The sequence below is a fragment of the Streptomyces sp. JL2001 genome (assembly GCF_050917515.1).
In the GTDB taxonomy this organism is placed as follows: Bacteria; Actinomycetota; Actinomycetes; order Streptomycetales; family Streptomycetaceae; genus Streptomyces.
On sequence record NZ_CP169421.1, the window covers coordinates 6,950,156 to 6,973,324 of the forward strand.

Consider the following 23,169-nt stretch of genomic DNA (forward strand, 5'->3'; position numbering starts at 1 on the left):
TCATCGGCTCCCCACCGTGGTCAGCGGCGCCGCGCCGCCCGCGTCCCGTGCGGCGGTCGTCCGCACGGTGGTTCCGGCACCCTCGATCGCCGCGGAGACCGGGCGGCCGGTGCGCCCGTCCGCCACCAGGACCTCGGCCACGCCCCCGAGCAGGGCGTCCCGGGCGGCCTGGAGCTTGGCCTTCATGCCGCCGACGGCGGCGTCTCCCACCGGGCCCTCCGCCGGGACCTCGTAGCCGGAGAGCAGCGAGGACTCGTCCCGGTGGTCGGCCAGCACGCCCGGCGCCCCGGTGAGGAGCACCAGCCGGGCCGCGCCGAGCGCCACCGCCACGGCGGCGGCGGTCCGGTCGGCGTCCACGTTGACCGCGGCGCCGTCCTCCGCGAGTGCCGGCGGCGACAGGACCGGGACGATCCCCTCGTCGAGCAGCAGCCGCAGCAGGGCCGGGTCGATCCGGCTGATCCGCCCGTTGTGGTCGTCGCGGATCATGACCTTCCGCCCGTCCAGGACCGCCCGGTGCGCGGCGGTGCGCCGGGCGGTGACCGTGCGGCCGTCGAGGCCGGTCAGCCCGACCGCGCGGGCGCCGCCCCGGCCGAGGGCGGCGACCAGGGCCGGCTTCACCTTCCCGGCCAGCGCCAGCTGCAGCACCTCCAGCGTCGCCGGGTCGGTGTAGCGGCTCGACGAGCCGCTCGGGGTGGTGAGCCGGCGCTGCGGGACGCCGAGCCGGTCCGCCAGCCGGTCGACCTCGGCGGCGCCGCCGTGCACCAGCACCACTCGGTGGCCGCCGGCGGCGAGCGCGGCGATGTCGGCGCACATCGCCTCCCGGTCGATCTCCGGGCTGCCGCCGCACTTGACCACGGTGACGGGGTGATTCATCTCTTGCTGCCTCTCGGAAGCGGATCGGATCGGCGTGAGGGAGCCGGGAAGAGGGGAGGGGGACGACGTGGGAGGACGACGTGCGGGGCTCAGAGCGGGTGCAGGCCCGTGAAGTCGAGCCCGGTCCGCTCGTCCCAGCCCATCCGGATGTTCAGGCTCTGGACCGCGTTGCCGGCACCGCCCTTGACCAGGTTGTCCAGCGCCCCGATCGCGAGGAGCTGACCCGAGGCGGGGTCGTACGCGAAGCCGACGTCGCAGTGGTTCGAGCCGAGCAGGATCTTGGGCTCGGGGAAGCGGTAGTTTCCCCGCTTCTGCGCGACGACCCGGACGAACGGCTCGTCCGCGTAGTGGGCGCGGTACGCCGAACGGATCTGCGCCTCGGTGACGCCGGGCCGGGCCGTGGCCCGGCAGACCGCCTGCACGCCGCGGACCGCGTCCACCCCGGTCGCCGTCATCAGGGCGTCGAGCCCCGTCGCCTGGCTGATCTCGGCCTGGTGCCGGTGGTTGAGCGGGGCGAACACCCGCAGGACACCGCTGCGTTCGGAGTGCAGGTTCATCTCGCCCGCCGACGCCCCGGAGCCGCTGGAGCCGACCCGGCCGTCGACGGTGACGGTGGACTCGATCAGTCCCTCGGCCGCCAGGGGGCGCAGGGCCAGGATGGAGGCCGTGGCCATGCAGCCGGGCACGCTCACGAGGTCGGCGGTGCGCAGGTGCTCGCGGTGGGTCTCGGGAAGCCCGGTGACCGCCTCGGGAAGGAGCTCCGGCGCGGGGTGCTCCCGGCCGTAGTGCTTGCGGTAGAGCGCGGGGTCCTTGAGCCGCAGATCGGCGCTCAGGTCGTAGACGATCTTGGCCCGGGCGGCCAGCTCGGCCCGTCCCGCCAGGTCGTCCAGGCTGGAGGACGTGAAGAACAGCACGTCGCAGTCGGGGAGTTGGGACGGGGACACATAGCTGAGGTCGGTACGGCCCCGCAGGTTGGGGTGGCTGCCGTCGACCCGCCTGCCGGCCAGGCGGGTCGACGTGGTGGCCACGACCTCGACCTCGGGGTGGCCGGTCAGCATCCGGAGCAGTTCGCCCCCGATGTACCCGGCTCCTCCGACGATTCCGGCGCGGATCACTTCCTACTCCCCCCAGTCCTCTTCGGCCTCGGGAGCCATGGCCATGATGAACGGGTCGCGCGAGACGACCTCGAGCTCCGCCATGCATTCCGCGCATTCCACGATCTCGTTCAGCTCGATCTCGGGGGCCACGGTGACATCGCCCGCGCATTCGGGGCATGCTTCCTTGAGCAAGGGAATTCCTTTCCGGTGGGACAGGTGAACGGAACGGTGTGGTCGTCCGGGAATCCGGGCCGCACCCGGGCCTTTTCGTGCGGTCGGCGCATTCGCTTTCCGCGCCGGGTCGAGCCTCCCTTCACACCACGGTGCGAGGCAGTCGGGGATAACCCCTACGCGGTCCGGGACCAGCGCTCCAGGCCGTCGAGGACGTGGTCGTACGCGTCGAGGAGGGCCGCCGTCCGGCGCAGCAGCCCGGGGACCGAGGAAGCCCGTTCGGGCCCCGCCGTGGCCACCGCGATCCGCAGGGCGGACCAGTGGTGCGCCACCCGGTCGACCTCGCGGGCCAGTTCGAGCAGACGGGTGTCCCCGAAGCGGCGGCCGGCGTCGCGCAGGAACTCGGCGTGCAGCCCGGTCACCGCCAGGACGGGGCCGACCACCACGAAGACCTCGTCGCCGACCGCGGGGTCGGCCGGCAGCCGGTCGAAGGCGTCCGTGAGGAAGCGGCGCAGCCCCGCGAGGCCCCCGGTGGCCCCGGCGGCGTCCGGCGCGCGGAAGCCCGCCAGGTTCGCGGTGACCACCCCGCGCACGAACGGCGGGTCGAAGACGGGCTGGTCAGCGTCGACGTCGATCTCCAGCCAGCGGTTGCCGATCGGGTTCGCGGTGAAGAACATGTCCCGGTCGTGCACCACCGGGTTGCCGGAGTCCCGGGCCGCCGTCAGCGCGGCCAGCGGGATGGTGCCCTGGAAGGCCGGTGGCACCGGGTCGGCCACGAACACGTCCCCGGTGGTGTCGTCGAAGCCGTAGAGCACCATCAGGTGGTTGGTGTGGACGTCGCGGTAGGCGGGCCGGAAGGGCAGGTGGAAGTTGTCCGCCGCCACCGCGACCGGCGTACCGGCCATCAGCGCCTCACGGACCTGCCGCCGGCCCTCCTCCGCGTCGGCGGGGGTGTGCCAGCGGGAATGGATGCGGTGGTGCGGGGCGAGCCCGCCGAAGAGGTCCTCGGCGGCGCCCGGCAGGTAGTACTCCTCGCTGCGGACGTCCCCCGGCCGGTAGTCGAAGCCCCAGCCCGCGCCCAGGACGTGGACCGGGTCGAGGCCGTGGAACCCCAGCAGGACCCCGGCGGTGGTGTGCAGGCAGTGCGACAGCTCGTGCCGCCAGTATCCGACCGGTGCCAGTTCAACGCGCAAGGCGGCTCTCCTCGTCCACTACGGCGGTCATCGCGAAGACGTGCATGGCGGGGTTGTCCGGCAGCCGGACCGCGGCCAGCGGCTCCGGGCGGACCACCGCGATCCGCTGCTGCCAGAGCGCGGGCGCGTGATGGCGGTGGGTGTGGCGCGGGTACCGCATGCTCGCCGTGCGGAAGGCCAGGGGCTCGTCGAAGTAGGCCGCGGTCTGGGGCCAGAAGTCGGACATGCGCAGCCACGCCCGGCTCACCGAGCCGTCGCGGTAGTGCAGTTCCACCTCGTCCTCGGTGCGCCGCTCGGCGGCCCCGACGAGGCCGATCCAGTCGTAGCGGCCGCCGGTCGGCCCGGCCGGGAGCTCGACGAGCTGGCCGCGGCAGCGGATGTTGTCGCCCCCGGCGGCGGGCCGGGGCGGGAACGCGAAGGCCGTCCCGGCCACCTCGACGATCGATCCGGGCTCCGGCAGTTCCTCCGCCGGAAAAGTATTGCGCCAGATATTGAACCCGAATTCACCGGGCTCGTCCGGCGGCTGTATTCCGCGGTTGTCGTAGTGCGCGGAAAGGTCGATGACGGTGTTTCCCAATCTCATCACATCCAGTATGTTGCGGCTGTGTTCACCACTGAAACGGCGGCCGAAGCCGTCGAAATCCGATACGTCGAAGCCCCTTCCGGCCCGCTCGCCGAGCGGGTGGCCGCGGTGACCTCGGCGGCCTACGAGGTCGGGGACCTGGTCCCGGGACTGCCGGTGGCCGATGGGGCGCGGGAGACCGCCCGGGACGTGCGGGACGATCTCGCCGCGGGCCGGCCGCTCTGGGTGGCGACCGTCGACGGCGACGTCGCCGGCAGTGTCCGGGCGACGATCCGGGCCGACGGGGACTGGGAGGTCCGGCGGCTCGCCGTGGCCCCCTGGGTGCGGCACGGAGGGCTCGGACGCCGCCTCCTGGCCCGGCTCGAGGACGCCGCCGTGACCGCGGGCGCGGCCCGGGTGGTGCTCGACGCCGTCGTGGAGCGCGGGAATCCCGCGTTCTACGCGCGGGTCGGGTTCCGCACGGTCCGCCACTTCGGGGCGCCGGACAAGCCGCTCTCCGAGGTCCACATGGTGCGCGACCCGCGCGAGCCGGTCGAACGCCGCTCCGGCGCCGACGCGTTCGCCGGTGCGTACGACCGCGACGTCGCCGGCTGGGTGGCGACCTGGTGGTCCGTGCCGGGCGGCACCCGGCGCGTGACCGGCACCGGGATGCCCGGGGCCGGGGCCGACGGGCTCGTCGGCGTCGACTGCCTGCCCGCCGCCACGGCGGCCGAACGCGCCTTCCTGGAGCGGGAGTCGGCAGGCGCCGCCGACCGCGTGGACGACGACGGGTCGCAGTTCTTCGGCCGGCCGGCCGCGCGCGTTCCCGCCTTCGTCCAGCCCCGGCTGGTCCACGGCGGGCTGCTCGCCTGGTGGCGCAGTCCCGCCGCCCGGGGCTGACCCGCCGTCCGGTCCGCCGCACCCGGCCGGGTCATCCGGCGGGCCGCACCAGCGAGGCCGCGGCCAGGGTGATCCGTTCCGGACTCACACCGGCCTCGACCAGCAGCTCGCGCTCGTCCGCCACATGGTCGAAGAAGCGGTCCGGGACGCCGATCCGGCGCACCCGGCAGGGCGCCTCCTCGGTGACGACCTCCGCCACCGCCGCGCCCAGACCGCCCGCGACGAGATGGTCCTCGACCGTCACGATGCCGGCCGTCTCCCGCGCCGCCCGCAGCACCGCGTCCCGGTCCAGCGGCTTGATGGTGTGCATGTTGAGGACGCGCGCCGAGATCCCCACGGCGGCCAGCGCCTCGTGCGCCTCCAGCGCCATCGAGACCGGGTACGGGCCCGTCGCCACCAGCGTGACGTCCTCGCCGGCCCGCAGCAGCCGGGCCTCGCCGAGCCGGAACTCGTACGGCTCGTGGTGCACCAGCGGCGTCGCCGCCCGGCCCAGGCGCAGGAACAGCGGCCCCGGCAGATCCGCGGTGGCGCGCACCGCGTACTCCGTCTCGACCGCGTCCGCCGGCACCACCACAGTCATGTTCGGCAGGGTCCGCACGATCGCCAGGTCGTCCACCGCGTGGTGCGTGGGACCGTAGTGCCCCGCCGACAGGCCGGCGTGGGTCACCACCACCCGCACCGGCAGGTCGTTGCCGGCGACGTCCACCTTCAGCTGCTCGCAGGCGCGTGTCGCGGCGAAGCCGGAGATCGTGTGGGCGTAGGGCAGGAGGCCGGTGGCCGCCATGCCCGCCGAGACGCCCATCAGGTTGGCCTCGGCGATGCCCACGTTCACGTACTGCGCGGGCAGTTCCTCGCCGAACAGCGTCTCCAGGCCGCCCATGTCGGAGTCGACGCAGAAGACGCGCGGATCCTCCCGGGCCAGCTCCACGAGCGTCCTGCGGTACACGTCGCGGGAGGCGACCCCGTACCGCTCCTGCCAGTCCGGCTCCGGCGCCGCGCCGGGGCGCGCCGCCTCGATCGTCGGGGTCGTCATCGTGCTCTCCTCGCGTTCAGGCCGGTCATGGCACGCTGGAACAGCCGGGGGCTGAGCTGCACCGAGTGGGACTTCTTCTTGCCCTCGAAGAGGGGCACGCCCCGCCCCTTCACCGTCCGCGCGAGGACGGCCGTCGGACGCCCCGGCGTGTGCGGCAGCGAGGCGAACACCTCGTCCAGGGCCGCGAGATCGTGCCCGTCCACCTCGACGGTCGCCCAGCCGAAGGAGCGCCAGCGCTCCCCGAGCGGTTCGAGGCCCACGCAGTCCTCGGTGGAACCGGTGATCTGGAGCCCGTTGCGGTCCACGACCGCCACCAGGTTGTCCAGGCCGTAGTGGCCGGCGGTCATCGCCGCCTCCCACACCGAGCCCTCCTGCAGCTCGCCGTCGCCCAGCAGGGCGAACGCGCGGCCGGCCCGTCCGGTGCGGCGCAGCGCGAGGGCCACACCCGACGCCAGGGACAGACCGTGCCCCAGCGACCCGGTGGGGAACTCCACCCCGGGAAGCCGGCGCAGCGGGTGGCCGGCCAGCCGGCTGCCCGGTCTGCTGTACGTGTCGAGCTCCGCGCGGTCGATGAAGCCGCGCTGCGCCAGCACGGCGTACAGGGCGGCGCTCGCGTGCCCCTTGCTGAGTACGAACCAGTCGCGCCCGGCCCACGCGGGGTCCTCCGGCCGCAGCCGCAGCACCCGGTGGTAGAGCACGGTCAGGATGTCCGCGGCCGACAGGCTGCCGCCGACGTGGGTGCCGTGCGGGCTCGTCCCCATGCGCAGGACCAGCTCCCGCACCTCATGGGCGAGATCGGCGAGATCGGCGAGATCGGCCGGTCGGGCGGGGTCCGTCGGTGCGGCGAGGCCGGCGGCCCCGGCGGGCACGGCGGCCTCACGCGCCGCGCCGTCGACGGGGCCCGTCCCGCCCGGGGCCGCAAGGGCGGGTGCGGTGTCGAGTGCGGTGGTCACGGGGTCTCCTCGGGGGCGTTCATCGCCGCGTGCCACGGAGGCCGGTGCTCCGCCGCTCGGGCCAGGGGCAGCAGGTCGTCGATCCGCGCCCAGACCTTCTCGAAGGCCTCGGCGCAACGGTCGAGCACCGGGCCCGCCGCCGGGTTGAGGTGGATGCGCTGCAGCGTCAGCGAGTCGTCGATCACGGCGAGCGACACCGGGAAGTTCTCGATGCGGTGGTCCGGCCGCTCCACCCCCGGGATCCGCCAGGGGTACCCGCCGAGGCCGGTCAGCCGCTGGAACGCCCGCTGGCCGGGCAGCGGAACGACCTGGTACGGCTGCACGGGCACGCCCTCGGCCCGCAACGCCCGCTGGACCACGGCCCGCAGCGCGCCGTCGGAGATCTCCGGGTGGCCCAGGGCGGCGGCCGAGAACCGCAGCCGCAGGATGTGCCAGGCGTGCGTGCGGTCCGGCGGGCAGTACGGGGCGACGACGCCCGGGAGCCCGCCGATCCGGTCCAGGAAGCCCGTCACGTTCTTGGCGCGCAGCAGGTGGTACTCGTCGAGCCGGGCCAGCTGCCGCCGGGTGAAGGCGGCCTGGACGGCGCTCAGCTTCTCGTTGCCGGCCAGCATCCGCGAGATGTAGTCGCGGTCCTTGCCCGCGCGCAGGTCCTCGCCGAACTGGCGGCGCAGCACGACCCGTTCGTACAGCTCGTCGTCGTCGGTGGTGATCAGCCCGCCCTCGCCACAGGTGGGGAGGTTCTTCACCACGTTGAGGCTGGTCGCGTTGATGTCGCCGATCGAACCCGCCCGGCGGCCCTGGTAGTGCGCGCCCTGCGCCTGCGCGGCGTCCTCGATCAGCCGCAGCCCGTGCCGGTCCGCCAGCGCCCGCAGCGCCGTCATGTCGGCGGGCAGGCCGTGGAGATGGACCACGACGATGGCCTTCGTCCGGGGCGTGATCGCGGCTGCGGCCCGCTCCGGGTCCATGGTGAAGGTGACCGGGTCGACGTCCACGAAGACCGGGACCAGCAGCCGCTGGACGACCGGGACGGCGGTGCCGATGAAGGTGAGCGCCGGGACCAGCACCTCCGAGCCCGGTTCCAGGTCCAGCGCGGCCAGCGCCAGCTCCAGTGCCGCGGTGCCGTTGGACACGGCGGCGCAGTGCCGGACGCCGGTGTACTCGGCCCAGTCCCGCTGGAGCGCGGAGACCTCGCCCCGGCCCGCGTCGTTGGAGGTGAACAGCCCGCCCTCGAGCACGCCGCGCACCGCGGCGTGCTCCTCCTCGGTGATCACCGGCCAGCCGGTGAGCTCCTTGGTCATGTCCTGCCGGCGCAGCGTCTTCGCCCCGCCGAACATCGCCAGCTTCGTCATGTCGTCACCAACTCGTCCGCCTCGTGCGTGTTCCGGCGGGTCGCCGGAGGACGTATCGCGGTCACCGCGAGCAGCGTGAGCGCCGGGTGCTCGGGCAGACCGACGGCCCGCAGCTCGGCCCGCCGGGCCACCGGGACCCGTACCGCGACCGACTCCCCGGCCGGCACGTGCAGGGTCTCCGGGTCCGCGCCGGTGGCGTAGTGCAGCCACCACGTCACGGTCGCGGCCTCGGTGGCGCGGAACCGCACGTGCAGCCAGTCGTACCGGCCGGCCGGCAGCTCCAGCCGTCCGCCGTCGAGGCCCCGCGGCCCCGCCAGCGGCACCGGGGCGTGCCGGCCGTCCGCGGTCCGCACCCCGGCCGGGCCCCCGCTCTCCGTGCTCACTCGGCGTCCCAGACGGCGAGCCGCTTCAGCACGTAGTCGACGTAGGCGCCGACGAGATCGGTGCCCAGGACCTCGATCGCCCCGTGGAACTCGGGCGTGTGGTTGACCTCGTTGACGACCATGCGGCCGTCCCGGTGCTCGATCACGTCGACCCCGAGGACACCCTCGCCGATCGCCTCCGCCGTCGCGGTGAGCAGTTTGACCAGGTCGTCGGTGAGGGGGCAGACCTCGGTGCGGCCGCCCAGCGCGGTGTTGGTGCGCCAGTGCTCGGAGATCTTGTAGATCGCGCCGACCACCTCGCCGCCGAGGACGTACGCCTTGATGTCCCGGCCCGGCTTGTCGATGTACTCCTGCACGTACGTGATCTGGTGCTGCGGGCCCGGCAGCGCGGCGCGGTGCTCGAAGATCGCCTCGGCGGTCTCGTGGTCGTGCAGCCGGGCACCCATCCGGCCCCAGGAGCCGGTGAGCGGCTTCACCACGGCCGGGTAGCCGAAGTCGTCGAGCTCGTCGAGCGCCGCGTCCGGCACCAGGCCGACCATCGCCCGCGGGGTGGGCAGCCCGCCCTCGCGCAGTGCCAGCGTGGTGAGCAGCTTGTCGCCGCAGAGGTTGATGATCCGGGAGCTGTTCAGCACCGGGACCCCGGCGTGCTCCAGCAGCCGGCTGGCGTAGGCGTTGCGGGTGTGCGAGATCTCCCGGCTGAGCGCGCCCCGGTAGGGGAGCCGGCCGGGGCCGTCCAGCGAGAACGTCAGACGGCGGGTGTCGAGCTGTTCGAACTCGATGTCACGCCTGCGCAGTTCCTGGAGGAGCAGGCGCTCCTCCACACGGACCCGCGAGGTCAGGACTGCCAGCGGTCGTCGGACTGTGGTCACGGCGTTCCGCCTCCCATTCCAGTGAGGGCACCGGGTGCGGTGCCGAAGGGCGCCGTCGCGGCCGCGAGCCGCGGCAGCGCCGCGGTCAGGACGTCGACGGCGGTCAGGTATTCCGGCAGAGCGATGTGCTCGTTCTCGGTGTGGCAGAGGCGGGAGTCACCGGGGCCGTACGCGGCCGTCGGCACCCCCCAGACCGGGCCCACCACGTTCCAGTCCGCGGTGCCCAGCTTCAGCTTGGGGACCGGCCGGGCGCCGGTCTCCCGGATCGCCGCGGACAGGGCGCGGACGACGGGGTCGGTGCGTGCCGCGCGTACGGCGGGGACCTGCTCGATCACCGTGACCGGCCGGCCCGCCGACCGCTCCTGCAGGAACGCGCGGAACGCGGCGGCGTCGAAGTGCACCGGCACCCGGCAGGACACCTCGATCCAGGCCCGGGTGAGGTCGCCCCCGATGCCGACGACCGAGGGCAGCGCCTGGTCGAAGAGGGGGACGGAGGTGCGCCCCGGCGGGGTCCCGGGCGGGACGTCCGGACCGTAGCGCAGGGCCAGCCACTCCCGGACCGCGAACCAGAGGTCGGCGACCAGTTCGGCGGCCGTGGGCTCCGGCGAGCTGGTGTGGGCGGCCGGCTGCTCGGCCGTCATCCGGAACCGGAAGACGCCCTTGTAGCCGATGCCGACGCAGTGCGCCCCGCTCGGTTCGCCGATCACCACGGCGTCCGGGCGGAGCGTGCCGGCCAGGTGCCGGGCACCGGCCGACGCCCGCTCCTCGTCGACGGCGCCGACGACGGTGATCCGGGCGTCCGTGCGGTGCGCCAGCCGGGCCGCGGCGCACACCATGGCCGCCAGCGGCCCCTTCGCGTCCACCGCGCCCCGCCCGTACAGGACGTCGCCCGACACGCGGACGGGCACCTCGCCCGGCACCGTGTCCATGTGGCCCAGCAGCAGCAGTTCGGGGCCGGTCGCGGCGCCGGTGCTGCCGTGCACGTTGCCCGCCTCGTCGATCCGGGTCTCGAAGCCGAGCCGCGTCATGAAGCCGGCGAGGTACGCGCCGATCTCCCGCTCGGTGCCCGAGACGGACGGGATGTCCACCAGCGCCCGCAGCAGGCCGATCTCCGCTGTGCGGTCCATCGGCGGCGTCACTCCCCGGCCGGGGCCGGGTTGAGGTCCACGAGCAGCATGTCGCGGACGCCGGTGCCGCCCAGCGGGCTGATCGGCGACACCTCGTGGGTCACCCGGGCGTCGTCGACGAACATCGAGTCCAGCGGGTCCAGCAGGGTCAGCCGTACCGGGGCGCCGCCCTCCGGGTGGACGGTGGACAGGCCGCCGCCGCAGCGCTCCCTGCGCAGCAGGTGCATGCCGACGAAGCAGTGGCCGTCACGGTGCCGGCCCTCCGGCGTCGGCTCGCCCTCGCCGCCCGGCTCGGCCAGGATCCGTACGAGGTGGACGCCGACCTCCCAGGCCGTGACACCGGAGACGGCGGTCGCGATCCGGGCGTCCAGACCGACCAGGGCCCGCATGCCCTCGTGCAGCAGCACCTCGGACGCGATCGGCGCGAACACCCGCTCCTCGCCCCGCCACATGCGGATCACGTCCTGGCGGAACGCGGTGTGCGGCAGCGGCGCGAACGACACCGCGGTCTCCACGCCGGAACCGCCGGGCGCGACGTCCACCCGGATCCGGCCGTAGCGGCGCCGCCGGAACAGCTTGCCGCCCGGAATGCACGCGTCGAGCTCCAGGTCCTCCCAGGCGCCCTGGAACTCCGCCAGCGCGCGCTCCGACAGCAGCGGCCGGACCGCGTCGCGCCGCAGCGCGACGAAGCCCTCCCGGGCCGTCCGCGCGGCGTACCGGCCCACGCCGTACGCGGCGGCGTACTCGTCGACCGGTGGACCGGGCCGTACGCCGGTCGCTGTCGCGGTCACTCCCGTAGTTGTCACGATCGCCCCTCACACGTGATGCGTTTGACGGGCGCTCACGCTGTCAGCGGGCGGGCCGCGCGGCCGAGTCCGGATTTCCCCCGACTCCACCGCCGGCGGCCCGGCAGGGATGCTGCCGCAGAGACACACACGTCGACGAGGAGCCCCGGTATGCCGCGAAACGTCAACGACCGACTGGCAGGGCTCAGCCCGGAACAGCGCGCCGCGCTGATCCAGGAGCTGCGCGCCCACCGCGAGCGCCGGGCAGACAGCGACCGCATCCCCGTGGCCGACCGCACCGAGCCCCTGCCGCTCTCCTACGTCCAGCAGAGCCTGTGGTTCCTCGACCAGTGGTCCGACGGCTCGGCCTTCTACAACACGCCGCTGGCGCTGCGCATGCGCGGCCCGCTGGACGTGCCGCTGCTGCGCGCCGCGCTCACCACGGTCACCGCCCGCCACGACACGCTCCGCACCCGCTACACCTCCACCCCGGACGGGCCCCGCCAGATCGTCGACCCCGCCCGGGGCGACACCGCCCTGCGCGTCCTCGACCTCTCCGGGCTGCCCCGGGACGAGCGGGAGGAGCGGACCCGGGCCATCGCCGCCGAGGAGGCCCGCCGCCGCATCGACCTGTCCACCGGGCCGATGCTGCGCGCCACCCTCGCCCGGCAGGCGGAGGACGACCACGTGCTCGTCCTCGCCATGCACCACATCGCCACCGACGGCTGGTCGACCACCCGCATGGTCCAGGAACTCACCGAGTGCTACCTCGCGGGCCGCTCGGGCCGAGCCCCGGTGCTCCCCGAACTCCCCATCCAGTACGGAGACTTCGCCGTCTGGCAGCGAGAGCGGCTGGCCGGCCCGGACGGCGGCCGTTCGCTGGCGTACTGGCGCGACCGGCTCGACGGGCTGAGCGCCCTCCAGTTCCCCGGCGACCGCCCCAGGCCCGCGGACCCCCGGTGGACCGGGGACACCGTCGCGGAGCACCTGCCGCCCGAGCTGCACCGTGACCTGAACCGGCTCGCCGAGAGCGAGCGGACCCGGCTGCTGCCGGTGGCCGTGGCCGGACTCACCGCCCTGATGTCCCGCTACACCGGCCAGGACGACATCGTCCTCGGCTCGGTCTTCTCCGGACGCACCCGCACCGAGTTCGAGCCGCTCATCGGCTACTTCGCCAACACCGTGGTGCTGCGCACCTCCACCGCCGGCGACCCGACCTTCCGCGAACTGCTGGCCCGCACCAACGACACGGTCTTCGGCGCCCACAAGCACCAGGACCTCCCCTTCGACCAGCTCGTCGGAGAGCTCCGCCCGGACCGCGACCAGAGCCGCAACCCGCTGTTCCAGCACGCGATCTACCAGCTCGGCACCCCGGTCGAGACCGTCCGCATGGACGACATCGAGATGACCGGCCTGCCGCTGCACATGGGCACCACCAAGTTCGACTGGACCATCGGCCTGTCCGAGCGCTCCGCCGGCGGCGTCGACCTCATGGCCGAGTACGCGACCGAGCTCTTCGACGCCGACCGCATCTCCCGGCTCCTCGGTCACTACCGGCGGGTCCTGGAGTCGGCCGTCGCCCACCCCGACGCCCGGCTCGGCGAACTCGCCCTGCTCACCCCCGAGGAGCGCGAGCGGACCGTCGTCCGCTGGAACGACACCCGCACCCCGGTCGAGAACGCGGGCAGTGTCCCCGCCGCCTTCGCGGCGCAGGTCGCCCGTACCCCCGACGCCACGGCCGTCGTCCACCGCGGCGACTCGCTCGACTACGCGGCGCTCGACCGGCGCGCCAACCGCATCGCGCACCGGCTGCGCGGCCTCGGCGTCGGCCGCGGCTCGCTGGTCGGCGTCTGCCTCGGCCGCTCCCTCGACATGCCCGCCGGACTCCTCGGCGTCCTCAAGGCCGGGGCGGCGTTCGTCCCGCTCGACCCCGACTACCCGGCCGCCCGCCTGGCCCACGTCCTCGGCGACGCGGCCCCCGCCGCCGTCCTCGTCGACACCTACAGCACGGAGCGGCTCTCCGCCGCCGCCGAGGCCGCCGACGGGCCGGCGCGCCCGGTCCTCGTCGACCTGTCCGCGGACAGCCTCGGGGATGTCCCGGACACCGCCCCCGACACCGTCGTCGAACCGCACGACCTGGCGTACGTCACGTACACCTCCGGATCCACCGGCCGGCCCAAGGGCGTCATGGTGGAGCACGCCCAGCTCGTCAACCTCTTCCAGGGCCTCGACGAGCGGCTGGGCGAGCACTCGCCCGGCACCTGGCTCGCCATCAGCAGCATCTCCTTCGACATGTCCGAAGTGGAGATGTTCTGGACGCTGACGCGCGGCTTCAAGGTCGTCGTGGCGAGCGGCCGGCCGCACGAGCTGCTGCGCTCCGCGCCGTCGGTGCCCCGTCGCCGCACACGGCCCATGGAGTTCGGCCTCTTCTACTTCGCCAGCGACTCCGGGGACGGAGCCGACGGCGGCGCCGCGGGTGCCCCCGGCGACGCGCCGGCCGGCGCTCCCGACCGGTACCGGTTGCTCATCGAGGGCGCCAAGTTCGCGGACCGCAACGGCTTCTCCGCCGTCTGGACCCCCGAGCGCCACTTCCACGAGTTCGGCGGCCTGTACCCGGCCCCGTCCGTGACCGCGGCCGCCCTGGCCATGGTCACCGAGCGCGTCTCCATCCGCTCCGGCAGCGTCGTCCTGCCGCTCCACCACCCGGTGCGCGTCGCCGAGGAGTGGTCCGTCGTCGACAACCTCTCCGGCGGACGCGTCGGCATGGCCTTCGCCTCCGGCTGGCTGCACGACGACTTCGTCTTCGCGCCCGAGAACTACGCCGACCGCAAGCAGGTCATGATCGACGGCATCGCCACCGTGCGCTCGCTGTGGCGCGGCGAGTCCGCCACCCTGAAGGCCGGCAACGGCAAGGACGTCGAGGTCCGCATCCGGCCCCGCCCGATCCAGCCCGAGCTCCCCGTCTGGCTCTCCTCCGGCGGCACGCCCGCCACCTTCAAGGCGGCCGCCGAGCAGGGCGCCAACATCCTCACCCACCTGCTCGGCCAGGACCTCGACCAGCTCGCCGAGTCGATCCGGCTCTACCACGACACCTGGCGGGAGAAGTTCGGCACGGACGGCGGCAAGGTCACCCTGATGCTGCACGCCTTCCTCGACGAGGACCGCGAACGCGCCCTGGAACTGGTCCGCGAGCCCTTCATCGGCTACCTGCGCACCTCCCTCGACCTGGTCCGGGTGCTCGGCCAGCGGATGGGCGTCGACATCGACCCGCGCAACATCGGCGAGGACGACCTCGACGCGCTGCTCAACCACTCCTTCGACCGCTACGTGCACACCAGCGGCCTCTTCGGCACCCCCGAGGACTGCCTCGAACTCGTGGACCGGCTCAGCGAGATCGGGGTCGACGAGGTGGCCTGCCTGGTGGACTTCGGCATCGACGCCGACCACGTCCTCGACGGACTCGTCTCGCTCGACCGGCTCCGCCGCCTGGTCGAGGCGGGGACCGAGGAGGAGACCACGAGCGACGGCGGCGCGACGGCGGACGACGCCCCGGCCGAGGCCACGCTCGCCGAACTCGTCGGCAGGCACGGCGTCACCCACCTCCAGTGCACCCCGTCGCTCGCCCAGCTGATGCTCGACGACCCCACCGGCGACGCCCGGCGCGCCCTCGGCGCGCTCGACGTCCTGCTGGTCGGCGGCGAGGCGGTGCCCACCGCCCTCGCCCTGCGCCTGCGCGAGGCCACCGGCGCCGCGTTCCACAACATGTACGGGCCCACGGAGACCACGGTCTGGTCCACCGGCGGACCCATCGACGGCCGCGACACCGAGGCCCCCACCGTGCCCGTCGGCACCCCCCTCGCCAACACCTCGGTGTACGTCCTCGACGCCCACCGCGCACCCCTTCCCGTCGGCGTCCCCGGTGAGCTGTACATCGGCGGGGACGGCGTCTCCCGCGGCTACCTCCACCAGCCCGGGCTCACCCGCGAGCGGTTCCTGCCCGACCCGTTCAGCCCGCACGAGGGCGCCCGCATGTACCGCACGGGCGACCACGCCAAGTGGCTCCCCGACGGACGCCTGGAGTTCCTCGGCCGCGGCGACGACCAGGTCAAGGTGCGCGGCTTCCGGGTGGAGCTCGGCGAGGTGGAGACCGTGCTGCGCGACCATCCCGCGGTCGGCTCGTGCGTGGTCGCCGCCCGGGGCCCCGCCGGCGCCCAGTACCTGGCCGCGTACCTCGTCGCCGCCCCCGACCATCGGGCGCCCGACGCCGAGGAGCTGCGTGCCCATCTGCGCGGCCGGCTCCCCGAGTTCATGATCCCCGCCCGCTACGTCCGGCTCGACGAACTGCCGCTCAACGCCAACGGCAAGGTGGACCGCCTCAGGCTGCCCGACCCGGCGGCCGGCGACGCGGCGCAGGCCGCCGAGGCCCCGGTCACCCCGCTCCAGAAGGAGCTCGCCGAGGTCTGGAAGCAGGCCCTGGAGATCGAGTCCGTCGGTATCCGGGACAACTTCTTCGAGCTCGGCGGCCACTCGATCACCGTCATCCGGGCCGTCGACTTCGCCGGCAAGCGCGGCATCCGGATCACCGCCCGCCAGCTCTTCCAGCACCAGACCATCGCCGAACTCGCCGAGTCCGCGGGCGAGGGGAACGCCGTCGCCGCAACCGGTGCCACGGTGACCCCCATCAGGTCCGGGGGCACCCGCCCCCCGCTCTTCTGCCTGCACTCCAGCACCGGCACCTCCGCCTCGTACTACCCGCTGGCGGCGCACCTCGGCGAGGACCGCCCGGTGTACGGCGTGGACGCCGCCCCGATCGTGCCGGGCGCAGCCGAGGAGTCGCTCGACGACCTCGCCGAGCGCTACTGCGCGAGCATCCGGAAGATCCAGCCCGAGGGTCCCTACCACCTGCTCGGCTGGTCCCTCGGCGGTGGCATCGCCTGGGCCGTCGCCTCCCGGCTCCAGGCCGACGGCGACACGGTCGGTCTGCTCACGCTCCTCGACACCCAGCCCCCGGCCGAACTCGCCGAAGCCCTCGGGCACGCCGAGTCGGCGGGCGCCTTCGCCGACAGCTTCGCCCTCTCGATGGGCCGCCCACCGCTCGCGATCGACCTGGCGGCGCTGCGGCCCCTCGACACCGAGGCGCAGTTCGGGGCCGTCCTCGACCGGATGACCGAGGCCGGGCTCGTCCGGGACGGGGAGAGGACCGAGATCCTGGCCCGCGCGCGGATGTTCACCGCCATGACCAGGGCCGCGTCCGTGTGGAAGGCGACCCCCTACCGCGGACCCGTCGAACTGCTCGTCGCGGACCAGCCCGGCGACGTCGACTGGTTCGCCCAGGGCTGGGCGCGCCACAGCGACGGTCCGGTGCGCACCCGGCTCGTGCCCGGTGACCACTTCAGCGTCATGCGGTCCGGCAGCGCGCCGGCCCTCGCCGAGGTGATCGGCGAGCTGCTCGAAGGAAGCCGGGTCGGATGACGATCACCACGACACCGGGCGCCACCGGACAGCCCGTCACCCGCGCCCCGGGCGGGCCGCAGTCCGCTCTCGACGGGCTCTTCCGGTCGGCGTTCCGGCGCCATCCCGCCGGCGTCGCGGTCGTCACCGCGCGGGGCGGGGACGGGCGGCCGTACGGCTTCACCGCGACCTCGGTGGTCTCGGTGTCCGCCGCACCGCCGATGCTCGCCTTCACGGTCGGCACCGACGCCTCGACCTGGCCCGCGCTCGCCACCGCCACCCACCTGGGCGTCCATCTGCTCGACGAGGGGCAGAGCGCGCTGGCCGCGCTCTTCGCCCGCAGCGGCGCGGACCGCTTCGGCGGCACGGACTGGGAGCCGGGCCCGTGGGGCGTGCCCCGGCTGACCGGCTGCCCGGTGCGGCTGGTGTGCCGGGTGGCCGGAAGGGTCCCGGCCGGCGACCACCGGATCGTCGTCGCCGAACTGCTCACCGGCGACTGCCCGCCCGGGGACAGGCCGCCGCTGCTGTACCACGCGGGCCGGTTCGCCGGTCTGCGGCCGCTCGACCCGGCCGCCCCGCGCGCCGGTCACGGCTCGTAGGGCAGCCAGCCGCTGCGGACCGCGCGGACGCCGGCCTCGAACCGGCTCCGCGCCCCCAGGCGCTCCATGAGCACGGTCGCGATCCGGCGGGCGGTGCGGTGCGAGACCCCGAGCCGCTTGGCGATGCCCTCGTCGGTGTGGCCCTCGGCGAGGAGCCGGAGCGCGGCGAGTTCCTGCCGGCTCGGCCGTTCGTCGTCGCCCCGTGACGGGCACGCCTCGCCGAGCGGCTGGGCTCCCTCCCAGGTGGTGTCGAAGAGGGTGCACAGGGCGGTCAGGGTGCCGTGGCCGGTCAGGGCCACGGCCCCGGCGCTGCTGTCCTCGCTGTTGACCGGGATGAGCGCGGTCTTCCGGTCGATGATCGTCATCCGCGTCGGCAGCGTGGCCACGGTGCGCACCTGACCGCCTTGGCTGGTCAGCCAGTTGGCGTGCTCGACGGTGGCGGGGCTGTTGCGGACGCTGTCGACGTAGATCGTCCGCATCACGACCCCGCGTTTGAGGAGCCGCTCGTTCAGCGGGCGGGAGGCGGCCATGTTCTCCCGGGTCTGGGCGCCGTCCGGGACGAAGGCCATGACCTCGCTCTGCACGTCGTTGGTGAGCTGGGCGAGGCGCGCGCGGATCTGGTCGACGCCGTTCAGATGCTCGACGCTGGCGTGCCCGGTGGCCGGCTGCTGGAGTCCCGCGTACTCGGAGATGAGCCGGGACGCGGCCGCGCGCGAGGCGGCGATGCGCTGCCGGTGCTCGGCGAACTCGGCCTGCTGGCGGGCGAGGAGGTACTCCAGGCCCAGCTCGGGGCTGATGGCGTGCCGCAGGCCGGTTCCGTCCCCGAGCTCGCGCACGAGATCGAGCTCGGTGAGCCGCTCCCAGGCCCGGTGGATGTCCTCTTCCGCCTGGTCCAAACGTTTCGCCAAAGCCGCGGCATCATCCCCCGGATTCGCCAGCATGCAGCGGTACACGGCTTCGGTGGGACCGTCCAGGCCCAGAGATTCCAGCATCCGTACCCCCGATATGAAGCGCCGTCGCCATCGCTTCGGGTCGATGATGCCAAAGACGCCACGGCGGATCGAGGGGATCACCGGAACGCGTGCCGGCCGGCCGCGGCCCGAACCGGCCACTCCGCCCCCACCACCCCCGCCGCGGGACCCTCCGCGGGCCCCGCGCCCCTCCTTCCCCCGCGTCTCCGGCGGGGTGTTCCACCGACGGCGCCCTGGTGGCCTCTATGGGCCACGGCCCCTTCGGGCCAGGCGCCTTCCCTTTCCTCAGCCCCGTGACCGGGCGGATGCTTCTTGCACGGCGGGGTCGCAGCCCCACCGGACTTCTCGGAGACAACGAGCGCGTCAACCGCGGGACGCGCCACGTGACCTCCACCCTCATGTCACTCCACCAGCACCGGATGGGATCCGTCATGTTCCGCGCCCGCATCGCCTCGACCGCCGCCGCCGCCGCCCTCGCCGCCGCCCTCCTCGTCCCCGTCGCCTCCACCGCGGCCGGAACGGTCCTCGCCGACGGTGCCACCGGCACCACCACGGGACAGACCGGCGGCACGAGCACCACCACGGACGGTCCCAAGGACGACATGGGCTGGCAGTAACCCGCCGCTCGCCACCGGACCGTCACGCACCGCCCCGGCCTCTCGGCACCTCACGGAGACCACGTGGACATCAGACAGCTGACGACCTTCCACCGGGTGGCGACCCGGCTGAGCTTCACCCGGGCCGCCTCCGAGCTGAAGTACGCGCAGTCCAGCGTGACCGCGCAGATCAAAGGGCTGGAGAGCTCACTCGGCGTCGAGCTCTTCGAACGCCTCCGGGGAGGGATCCGGCTCACCCCCGCCGGGGAACGCCTGCTTCCCTACGCGGAACGGATCATGACCCTGGCCGACGAGGCCCGGGGCGCCACCGCCGGCTTCTCCGACCCCGCCGGCCTCCTGACGATCGGCACCATGGAGAGCCTCACCTCCTACCGCATGCCGCCGGTCCTGGAACTCTTCCACCACCGCTTCCCGCGCCTCCACCTGGTGCTGCGCCCCAGCCTCGGCGTCGAGACCTGCCACGCCCTGCGCCAGGGCGTCTTCGACCTGGCCTTCCTGATGGAGGCCGAGACCGAACACGCCGGCGTGCAGTCCGTGGTCCTCGGCGCGGAGCCCCTGGTGGCGGTCGCCGCCCCCGGCCACCCGCTGGCCCACGCCCGGCACGTGACGACCGACGACCTGCGCACGGTGCCCGTACTCGCACCCGAGGCCGGCTGCGCCTACCGCGACCTCTTCGAGGCCGAGCTCGCCGACGGCACGGGCGAGGCGGCCCCGTTCCTGGAGTTCGGCAACATCGAGTCCGTCAAACGGGGCGTCGCCGCCGGCCTCGGGGTGGGGCTGCTCCCGCTCATGACCGTCACGGAGGCCGTCGACGCCGGCACCCTGGCCGTCCTCGACTGGGAGCCGCCGTTCGAGGTGTTCACCCAGATCGCCTGGCGCAGGGGCAAGCGGCTGACCCGGGAGATGCGGCTCTTCGTCGACCAGGCGGTCGGCTGCATGGCCGAGTTCTACCGGACCCCGGTCGCGGCCTGACGGAGGCTCAGAGATGGATCCGTCGACCCGCCTCCGGCGCGGCCCGGTGCCGGATGGTCCACAGACTGCGGCGCACGTAGGTGCGCTGGAGCCAGCGGTCGAGCCCGTCGTAGCGCGGCGTGAACGCCGAACGGGCGTGCACCCCCTTGCGGTTGTTGATCAGCAGAGCCTGGCCGGGCTCCAGCCGCACCGGCTGGGCGACGGACCGGCAGGTCTCGCGCAGCCGGTCGAGGGCCGCGCCGGCCCGGCTCGTCATGGCGTGCACGCCGTTGGCCGACACGGCGATCTCCGGGTACGCGCGGCTGCCGCTGATGATCGGCACCGGATCGGAGAGGACCTCCGCGCCGCCCGCGTGCTGCCGGGTGTAGCTGCCGGGCGCGTTCAGCCGGAACAGCGGGCTGCGCAACGTCGACAGCACGTCGTCGGCGAGCGCGGCGGAGATGTCACGGGCGTCCGCGTAGGAGGTGACGGCCCGCCGCTCGTGGTCGTCGCGCAGGCAGACCAGGACGAGGAAGTCCGGGTTGGCCAGGTCGTAGCGGCCCACCGGGTCGTGGACGATGTCGTTGTGGAAGTTAAGGGACGCCTCGGAGCCCTGGTTGGTCTGGGTTCGCTCGCCACCGGGCACGGGCACCACGTCGTGGATGATCCGCCCCTCCTTCTCGGAGAGCATCCCGACCGGTTCGCCGAGCAGCGAACTGAGCCCGAGGAGGACGCCCTCCGCCACGTACCCCGGCTTGTCCTGGCACGGACGCCCGTCCCGCGGCGTCGGCGGCAGCACCGGGTCGACGGGCAGGTTGCCGATCAGGGCCACCCCCGGGGTGTCCGGATGGCGCCCGAAGTCCAGGATCCGCTGGAGCACGTCGAGCGGCAGGCCGGCGAAGACCTGGTGGCAGCGGGTGGACGCGCGGTCGACGTCGGCCCCCGGGTCGGCCAGGCCCGCCAGCTCACGCGCCAGCCGGTCCCGGTCGGTGTCGGACAGGCCGAGGACGGCGAGGGCCGAGCCGCTGCCCGGCCGCACCCCCCGGATGTCGGCGACGGTCATGGTCATCTGACTCACACTCCCGTGAGACGAAGGGCTCGCGGCGCGCCCGCTCCCGCGGGGCGGAGACGCCGAGGCGCACCGCCGGAATCGTCGAGTTCGTCGTGCAGCCGGCGGGCGAGGGCCAGCGCCCCGTCCCCGTCGGCCGCGAGGTGGGTGGTGCCCGTCGCCCCGCGCAGCACGGTCACGGGCACGCCCGCCGGGACACCGGGCCGCAGCCCGTGCCGGAGGTGGAAGTCGTCCAGGTCGACGTAGCCGCCGACCACTGCGACCAGCGGCCCGTCGGGCAGCCGCACCGCCTCGACGTGCGCCGCGTGCAGGGCCGCGAACGCCAGGTCGGCGGAGTGCTCGGAGGCGTAGCGCAGGCACGTCGACCGGCGGTCGAGGACGACGGACGCGACCGGGGCACCGGCGGGCCCGACGGTCGTGCCGGTGTCGTACGGGGGCCTGTTGTCCCGGAGGACCAGCTCGATCCGGTGCCGACGGGCCAGCTCCACCGCACGCCGGTGGATCACCTTCGCCCCGTACCGGGACATCAGCGCCGCCGCGTCGTACGAGATCCTCGGCACCAGCCGGGCGCCCGGCAGCAGGTGCGGATCCCCGGTGTACACGCCGTCGACGTCCGAGTGGATCTCGCAGCGGTCCGCGCCCGTCGCCACCGCGGCCGCCACCGCCGACAGGTCCGAGCTGTTCTTCCCCAGCCAGGTCGGCCGGCCGTGACCGTCGACGGCCTGGCCGCCGGGCACGACCACCACCTGGTGCCGGGCCACCGCCTCCCGCAGCGGCAGCGGGTCGATCCGCGCCAGCCGGGCCCGCAGGAACACCTCGTCGGAGACCAGCCCCGTGCGGTGCCCCGTCAGCACGCCGACGCCGAGCCCGCGCCGGTGCACGGCCGCCGCGAGAAGCCGGGCCCCCACGGTGTCGGCGAGCGTGATCAGGCCGGCGGCGTTCTCGTCGCACGGCCGCGGATCGATCCGGTGCAGCCGCTCCCGCAGCCCCTCCGTCTCGCCCGGCCCCGCGCTCACCACGACCACCAGAGGCCGCCCGTCCCGGGCGATCCGCCGTTCCAGGCCCGCCGCCACCCCGTCGTACGCCTCGGGGGAGGGGAAGCTCGACCCGCCGAACTTCAGGACCGCCGGCCCCGTCACAGCGTGCCCCTGGCAACGAGTTCCTCCGCGATCTGCACCGCGTTCAGGGCCGCCCCGATCCGCAGGTTGTCGGCGACCAGCCACAGCCAGAAGCCCCGCGGGTCCGTCGGCGACACACGGATCCGTCCCACGTGCACCCGGTGCGGGTCGTCGAGCGTCGCCGGAGTCGGGAACGCGCCGCCCCCGCCGTCGTGCACGGTGACCTCCGGCAGCCCGGCCAGCAGCGCCACCAGCTCCCCCCGGTCGACCTCGGCGGCGCACTCCACCCACACCGCCTCCGAGTGGCCGTTGATCACCGGCACCCGGACGCAGGTCGCGGTCACGTCGAGGTCCGGCAGCCCGAGGATCTTGCGCGACTCGTGCAGCAGCTTCTCCTCCTCGCGGGTGAAGCCGCTGTCCAGGACGCGGTCGATCAGGGGCACCACGTTGAAGGCGAGCGACGGCACGAACTCCTTGGACAGCGGCTCCGCGCCGGGGTCCTGCAGCGCGAGCGCCGTCGCCTCCTGGAGCTCCTCCACCCCGGAGTGACCGAGCCCGGACGCCGCCTGGTAGGTGCTGACGACCACCCGGCGCACCCCCCAGCGGCGCTCCACGTCCCGCAGCACGCGCACCAGGGGGATCGTCGAGCAGTTGGGGTTGGCGACGATCCCGCTCGCCGGACGCGCGTCCAGCGCACCGGCGTTGACCTGCGGCACCACCAGCGGTGTCGACGGATCCATCCGGAACGCGACGGTGTTGTCGACGACCAGGGCGCCCGCGGCCACCGCCACCGGGACCCAGCGCTCGCTGACGGCCGTCCCGGCGGAGAAGAACGCGAGGTCCACCGAGCCGAAGTCGAACTCCGCCACGTCGTGCACGGTGTAGTACCGGCCCTGGACGCAGATCTCGCGCCCGGCCGACCGGGGCGAGGCCAGCAGGTGCAGCTCCCGGTAGCGCAGGCCGCGCTCCTCGACCAGGTCGATCAGGGTGCCGCCGACCGCGCCGGTCGCCCCCACGACGGCGATGCGGGGGGCGGCGGGGTCGCTGACGAGTGTCATGGGGTGTGTCTCCGATCTGAGGGTGCCGCCGGGTGCCGTG

The 23,169-nt window shown here is 74.2% G+C and carries 21 protein-coding genes and 2 pseudogenes; 7 read left to right on the plus strand and 16 right to left on the minus strand.

The genetic code is table 11. The annotated features are described in order from the left end of the window. The 5 genes from ACE1OA_RS31000 to ACE1OA_RS31020 form a co-directional block, all read right to left on the minus strand. On the minus strand, positions 1-873 hold the full coding sequence (locus tag ACE1OA_RS31000) for a [LysW]-aminoadipate kinase (RefSeq protein ID WP_384870012.1): 873 nt from the start codon (positions 871-873) through the stop codon (positions 1-3). Between the two features lie 89 nt (positions 874-962). Then, the gene (argC, locus tag ACE1OA_RS31005) at positions 963-1,988 is read right to left on the minus strand and encodes an N-acetyl-gamma-glutamyl-phosphate reductase (RefSeq protein ID WP_356605431.1); all 1,026 of its coding nucleotides are present in this window, start codon (positions 1,986-1,988) and stop codon (positions 963-965) included. A 3-nt stretch (positions 1,989-1,991) separates the two neighbouring features. Further along, positions 1,992-2,162, minus strand: coding sequence for a lysine biosynthesis protein LysW (lysW, locus tag ACE1OA_RS31010; RefSeq protein WP_147980279.1), 171 nt, complete (start codon positions 2,160-2,162; stop codon positions 1,992-1,994). 155 nt (positions 2,163-2,317) lie between these two features. After that, positions 2,318-3,334 (minus strand): BtrH N-terminal domain-containing protein, encoded by a 1,017-nt coding sequence (locus tag ACE1OA_RS31015; RefSeq protein WP_356779698.1) that lies wholly within the window; start codon positions 3,332-3,334, stop codon positions 2,318-2,320. Further along, positions 3,324-3,917, minus strand: coding sequence for a hypothetical protein (locus ACE1OA_RS31020; RefSeq protein WP_432753725.1), 594 nt, complete (start codon positions 3,915-3,917; stop codon positions 3,324-3,326). Before ACE1OA_RS31020 ends, ACE1OA_RS31015 begins: the two co-directional genes overlap by 11 nt. A 21-nt stretch (positions 3,918-3,938) precedes the next feature. Here ACE1OA_RS31020 and ACE1OA_RS31025 point away from each other — a divergent pair, with 21 nt between their 5' ends. Continuing rightward, a complete protein-coding gene (locus ACE1OA_RS31025) occupies positions 3,939-4,796 on the plus strand; it encodes a GNAT family N-acetyltransferase (protein ID WP_432753726.1) in 858 nt (285 codons plus the stop codon). 31 nt (positions 4,797-4,827) lie between these two features. On the opposite strand, the gene ACE1OA_RS31030 is transcribed toward ACE1OA_RS31025, so the two are convergent. The 7 genes from ACE1OA_RS31030 to ACE1OA_RS31060 are packed head-to-tail and all read right to left on the minus strand — an operon-like array spanning position 4,828 to position 11,301. Next, positions 4,828-5,829, minus strand: a complete 1,002-nt coding sequence (locus ACE1OA_RS31030; protein WP_432753727.1) for a transketolase family protein — start codon at positions 5,827-5,829, stop codon at positions 4,828-4,830. After that, a complete protein-coding gene (locus ACE1OA_RS31035) occupies positions 5,826-6,782 on the minus strand; it encodes a transketolase (protein ID WP_384870019.1) in 957 nt (318 codons plus the stop codon). Before ACE1OA_RS31035 ends, ACE1OA_RS31030 begins: the two co-directional genes overlap by 4 nt. Next, the gene (locus ACE1OA_RS31040) at positions 6,779-8,131 is read right to left on the minus strand and encodes a DegT/DnrJ/EryC1/StrS family aminotransferase (RefSeq protein ID WP_356605419.1); all 1,353 of its coding nucleotides are present in this window, start codon (positions 8,129-8,131) and stop codon (positions 6,779-6,781) included. Before ACE1OA_RS31040 ends, ACE1OA_RS31035 begins: the two co-directional genes overlap by 4 nt. After that, positions 8,128-8,514: a hypothetical protein gene (locus ACE1OA_RS31045; RefSeq protein ID WP_384870021.1), complete on the minus strand. Its 387-nt coding sequence runs from the start codon at positions 8,512-8,514 to the stop codon at positions 8,128-8,130. The genes ACE1OA_RS31040 and ACE1OA_RS31045 overlap by 4 nt, the downstream gene beginning before the upstream one ends. Beyond that, positions 8,511-9,383: a lysine biosynthesis protein LysX gene (gene lysX, locus ACE1OA_RS31050; RefSeq protein ID WP_384870023.1), complete on the minus strand. Its 873-nt coding sequence runs from the start codon at positions 9,381-9,383 to the stop codon at positions 8,511-8,513. Before lysX ends, ACE1OA_RS31045 begins: the two co-directional genes overlap by 4 nt. Then, positions 9,380-10,510 (minus strand): M20/M25/M40 family metallo-hydrolase, encoded by a 1,131-nt coding sequence (locus tag ACE1OA_RS31055; protein WP_356605413.1) that lies wholly within the window; start codon positions 10,508-10,510, stop codon positions 9,380-9,382. The genes lysX and ACE1OA_RS31055 overlap by 4 nt, the downstream gene beginning before the upstream one ends. An 8-nt stretch (positions 10,511-10,518) precedes the next feature. Further along, a complete protein-coding gene (locus tag ACE1OA_RS31060) occupies positions 10,519-11,301 on the minus strand; it encodes a 2OG-Fe dioxygenase family protein (RefSeq protein WP_384870025.1) in 783 nt (260 codons plus the stop codon). A gap of 165 nt (positions 11,302-11,466) precedes the next feature. On the opposite strand from ACE1OA_RS31060, the pseudogene ACE1OA_RS31065 reads away from it, so the two are divergent. The 4 genes and pseudogenes from ACE1OA_RS31065 to ACE1OA_RS31080 all read left to right on the plus strand — a co-directional run. After that, positions 11,467-12,918, plus strand: a pseudogene (locus ACE1OA_RS31065) (condensation domain-containing protein); the annotation flags it as partial. After that, a pseudogene (locus ACE1OA_RS31070) lies at positions 12,907-13,599 on the plus strand (AMP-binding protein); the annotation flags it as partial. The pseudogenes ACE1OA_RS31065 and ACE1OA_RS31070, both read left to right, overlap by 12 nt. A 3-nt stretch (positions 13,600-13,602) precedes the next feature. After that, positions 13,603-16,767 carry a MupA/Atu3671 family FMN-dependent luciferase-like monooxygenase gene (locus ACE1OA_RS31075; RefSeq protein WP_432754112.1) on the plus strand — a complete coding sequence of 1,055 codons (3,165 nt, stop codon included), beginning with the start codon at positions 13,603-13,605 and terminating at the stop codon, positions 16,765-16,767. Beyond that, the gene (locus ACE1OA_RS31080; protein ID WP_356605407.1) at positions 16,764-17,345 is read left to right on the plus strand and encodes a flavin reductase family protein; all 582 of its coding nucleotides are present in this window, start codon (positions 16,764-16,766) and stop codon (positions 17,343-17,345) included. Before ACE1OA_RS31075 ends, ACE1OA_RS31080 begins: the two co-directional genes overlap by 4 nt. Here ACE1OA_RS31080 and ACE1OA_RS31085 read toward each other — a convergent pair. Then, positions 17,333-18,337, minus strand: coding sequence for a helix-turn-helix domain-containing protein (locus ACE1OA_RS31085; RefSeq protein ID WP_147980270.1), 1,005 nt, complete (start codon positions 18,335-18,337; stop codon positions 17,333-17,335). The genes ACE1OA_RS31080 and ACE1OA_RS31085 overlap by 13 nt on opposite strands. Before the next feature lie 362 nt (positions 18,338-18,699). Here ACE1OA_RS31085 and ACE1OA_RS31090 point away from each other — a divergent pair, with 362 nt between their 5' ends. Together ACE1OA_RS31090 and ACE1OA_RS31095 are read left to right on the plus strand one after the other, a co-directional pair. Further along, on the plus strand, positions 18,700-18,933 hold the full coding sequence (locus tag ACE1OA_RS31090; RefSeq protein WP_356605405.1) for a hypothetical protein: 234 nt from the start codon (positions 18,700-18,702) through the stop codon (positions 18,931-18,933). 63 nt (positions 18,934-18,996) lie between these two features. Then, complete coding sequence (locus ACE1OA_RS31095) at positions 18,997-19,905, plus strand: LysR family transcriptional regulator (RefSeq protein WP_356605403.1); 909 nt, start codon at positions 18,997-18,999, stop codon at positions 19,903-19,905. A 7-nt stretch (positions 19,906-19,912) separates the two neighbouring features. On the opposite strand, the gene ACE1OA_RS31100 is transcribed toward ACE1OA_RS31095, so the two are convergent. From ACE1OA_RS31100 to ACE1OA_RS31110, 3 genes are read right to left on the minus strand one after another with little or no spacing between them, the layout of a single operon-like run. Next, on the minus strand, positions 19,913-20,953 hold the full coding sequence (locus ACE1OA_RS31100; protein ID WP_386541499.1) for an oxygenase: 1,041 nt from the start codon (positions 20,951-20,953) through the stop codon (positions 19,913-19,915). A 5-nt stretch (positions 20,954-20,958) separates the two neighbouring features. Beyond that, positions 20,959-22,092 carry an aspartate kinase gene (locus ACE1OA_RS31105; protein WP_384870032.1) on the minus strand — a complete coding sequence of 378 codons (1,134 nt, stop codon included), beginning with the start codon at positions 22,090-22,092 and terminating at the stop codon, positions 20,959-20,961. Further along, complete coding sequence (locus ACE1OA_RS31110; protein WP_386541501.1) at positions 22,089-23,129, minus strand: aspartate-semialdehyde dehydrogenase; 1,041 nt, start codon at positions 23,127-23,129, stop codon at positions 22,089-22,091. Before ACE1OA_RS31110 ends, ACE1OA_RS31105 begins: the two co-directional genes overlap by 4 nt. Positions 23,130-23,169: the final 40 nt, after the last annotated feature.

What these genes read in the sequence shown, in the direction of transcription:
- ACE1OA_RS31000 (WP_384870012.1), bottom strand. Translation starts at nt 873, where the DNA reads ATGAATCACCCCGTCACCGTGGTCAAGTGCGGCGGCAGCCCGGAGATC.
- ACE1OA_RS31020 (WP_432753725.1), bottom strand. Translation starts at nt 3,917, where the DNA reads ATGAGATTGGGAAACACCGTCATCGACCTTTCCGCGCACTACGACAAC.
- ACE1OA_RS31030 (WP_432753727.1), bottom strand. Translation starts at nt 5,829, where the DNA reads ATGACGACCCCGACGATCGAGGCGGCGCGCCCCGGCGCGGCGCCGGAG.
- ACE1OA_RS31040 (WP_356605419.1), bottom strand. Translation starts at nt 8,131, where the DNA reads ATGACGAAGCTGGCGATGTTCGGCGGGGCGAAGACGCTGCGCCGGCAG.
- ACE1OA_RS31055 (WP_356605413.1), bottom strand. Translation starts at nt 10,510, where the DNA reads ATGGACCGCACAGCGGAGATCGGCCTGCTGCGGGCGCTGGTGGACATC.
- ACE1OA_RS31075 (WP_432754112.1), top strand. Translation starts at nt 13,603, where the DNA reads ATGTTCTGGACGCTGACGCGCGGCTTCAAGGTCGTCGTGGCGAGCGGC.
- ACE1OA_RS31080 (WP_356605407.1), top strand. Translation starts at nt 16,764, where the DNA reads ATGACGATCACCACGACACCGGGCGCCACCGGACAGCCCGTCACCCGC.
- ACE1OA_RS31085 (WP_147980270.1), bottom strand. Translation starts at nt 18,337, where the DNA reads ATGCTGGAATCTCTGGGCCTGGACGGTCCCACCGAAGCCGTGTACCGC.
- ACE1OA_RS31100 (WP_386541499.1), bottom strand. Translation starts at nt 20,953, where the DNA reads ATGACCATGACCGTCGCCGACATCCGGGGGGTGCGGCCGGGCAGCGGC.
- ACE1OA_RS31110 (WP_386541501.1), bottom strand. Translation starts at nt 23,129, where the DNA reads ATGACACTCGTCAGCGACCCCGCCGCCCCCCGCATCGCCGTCGTGGGG.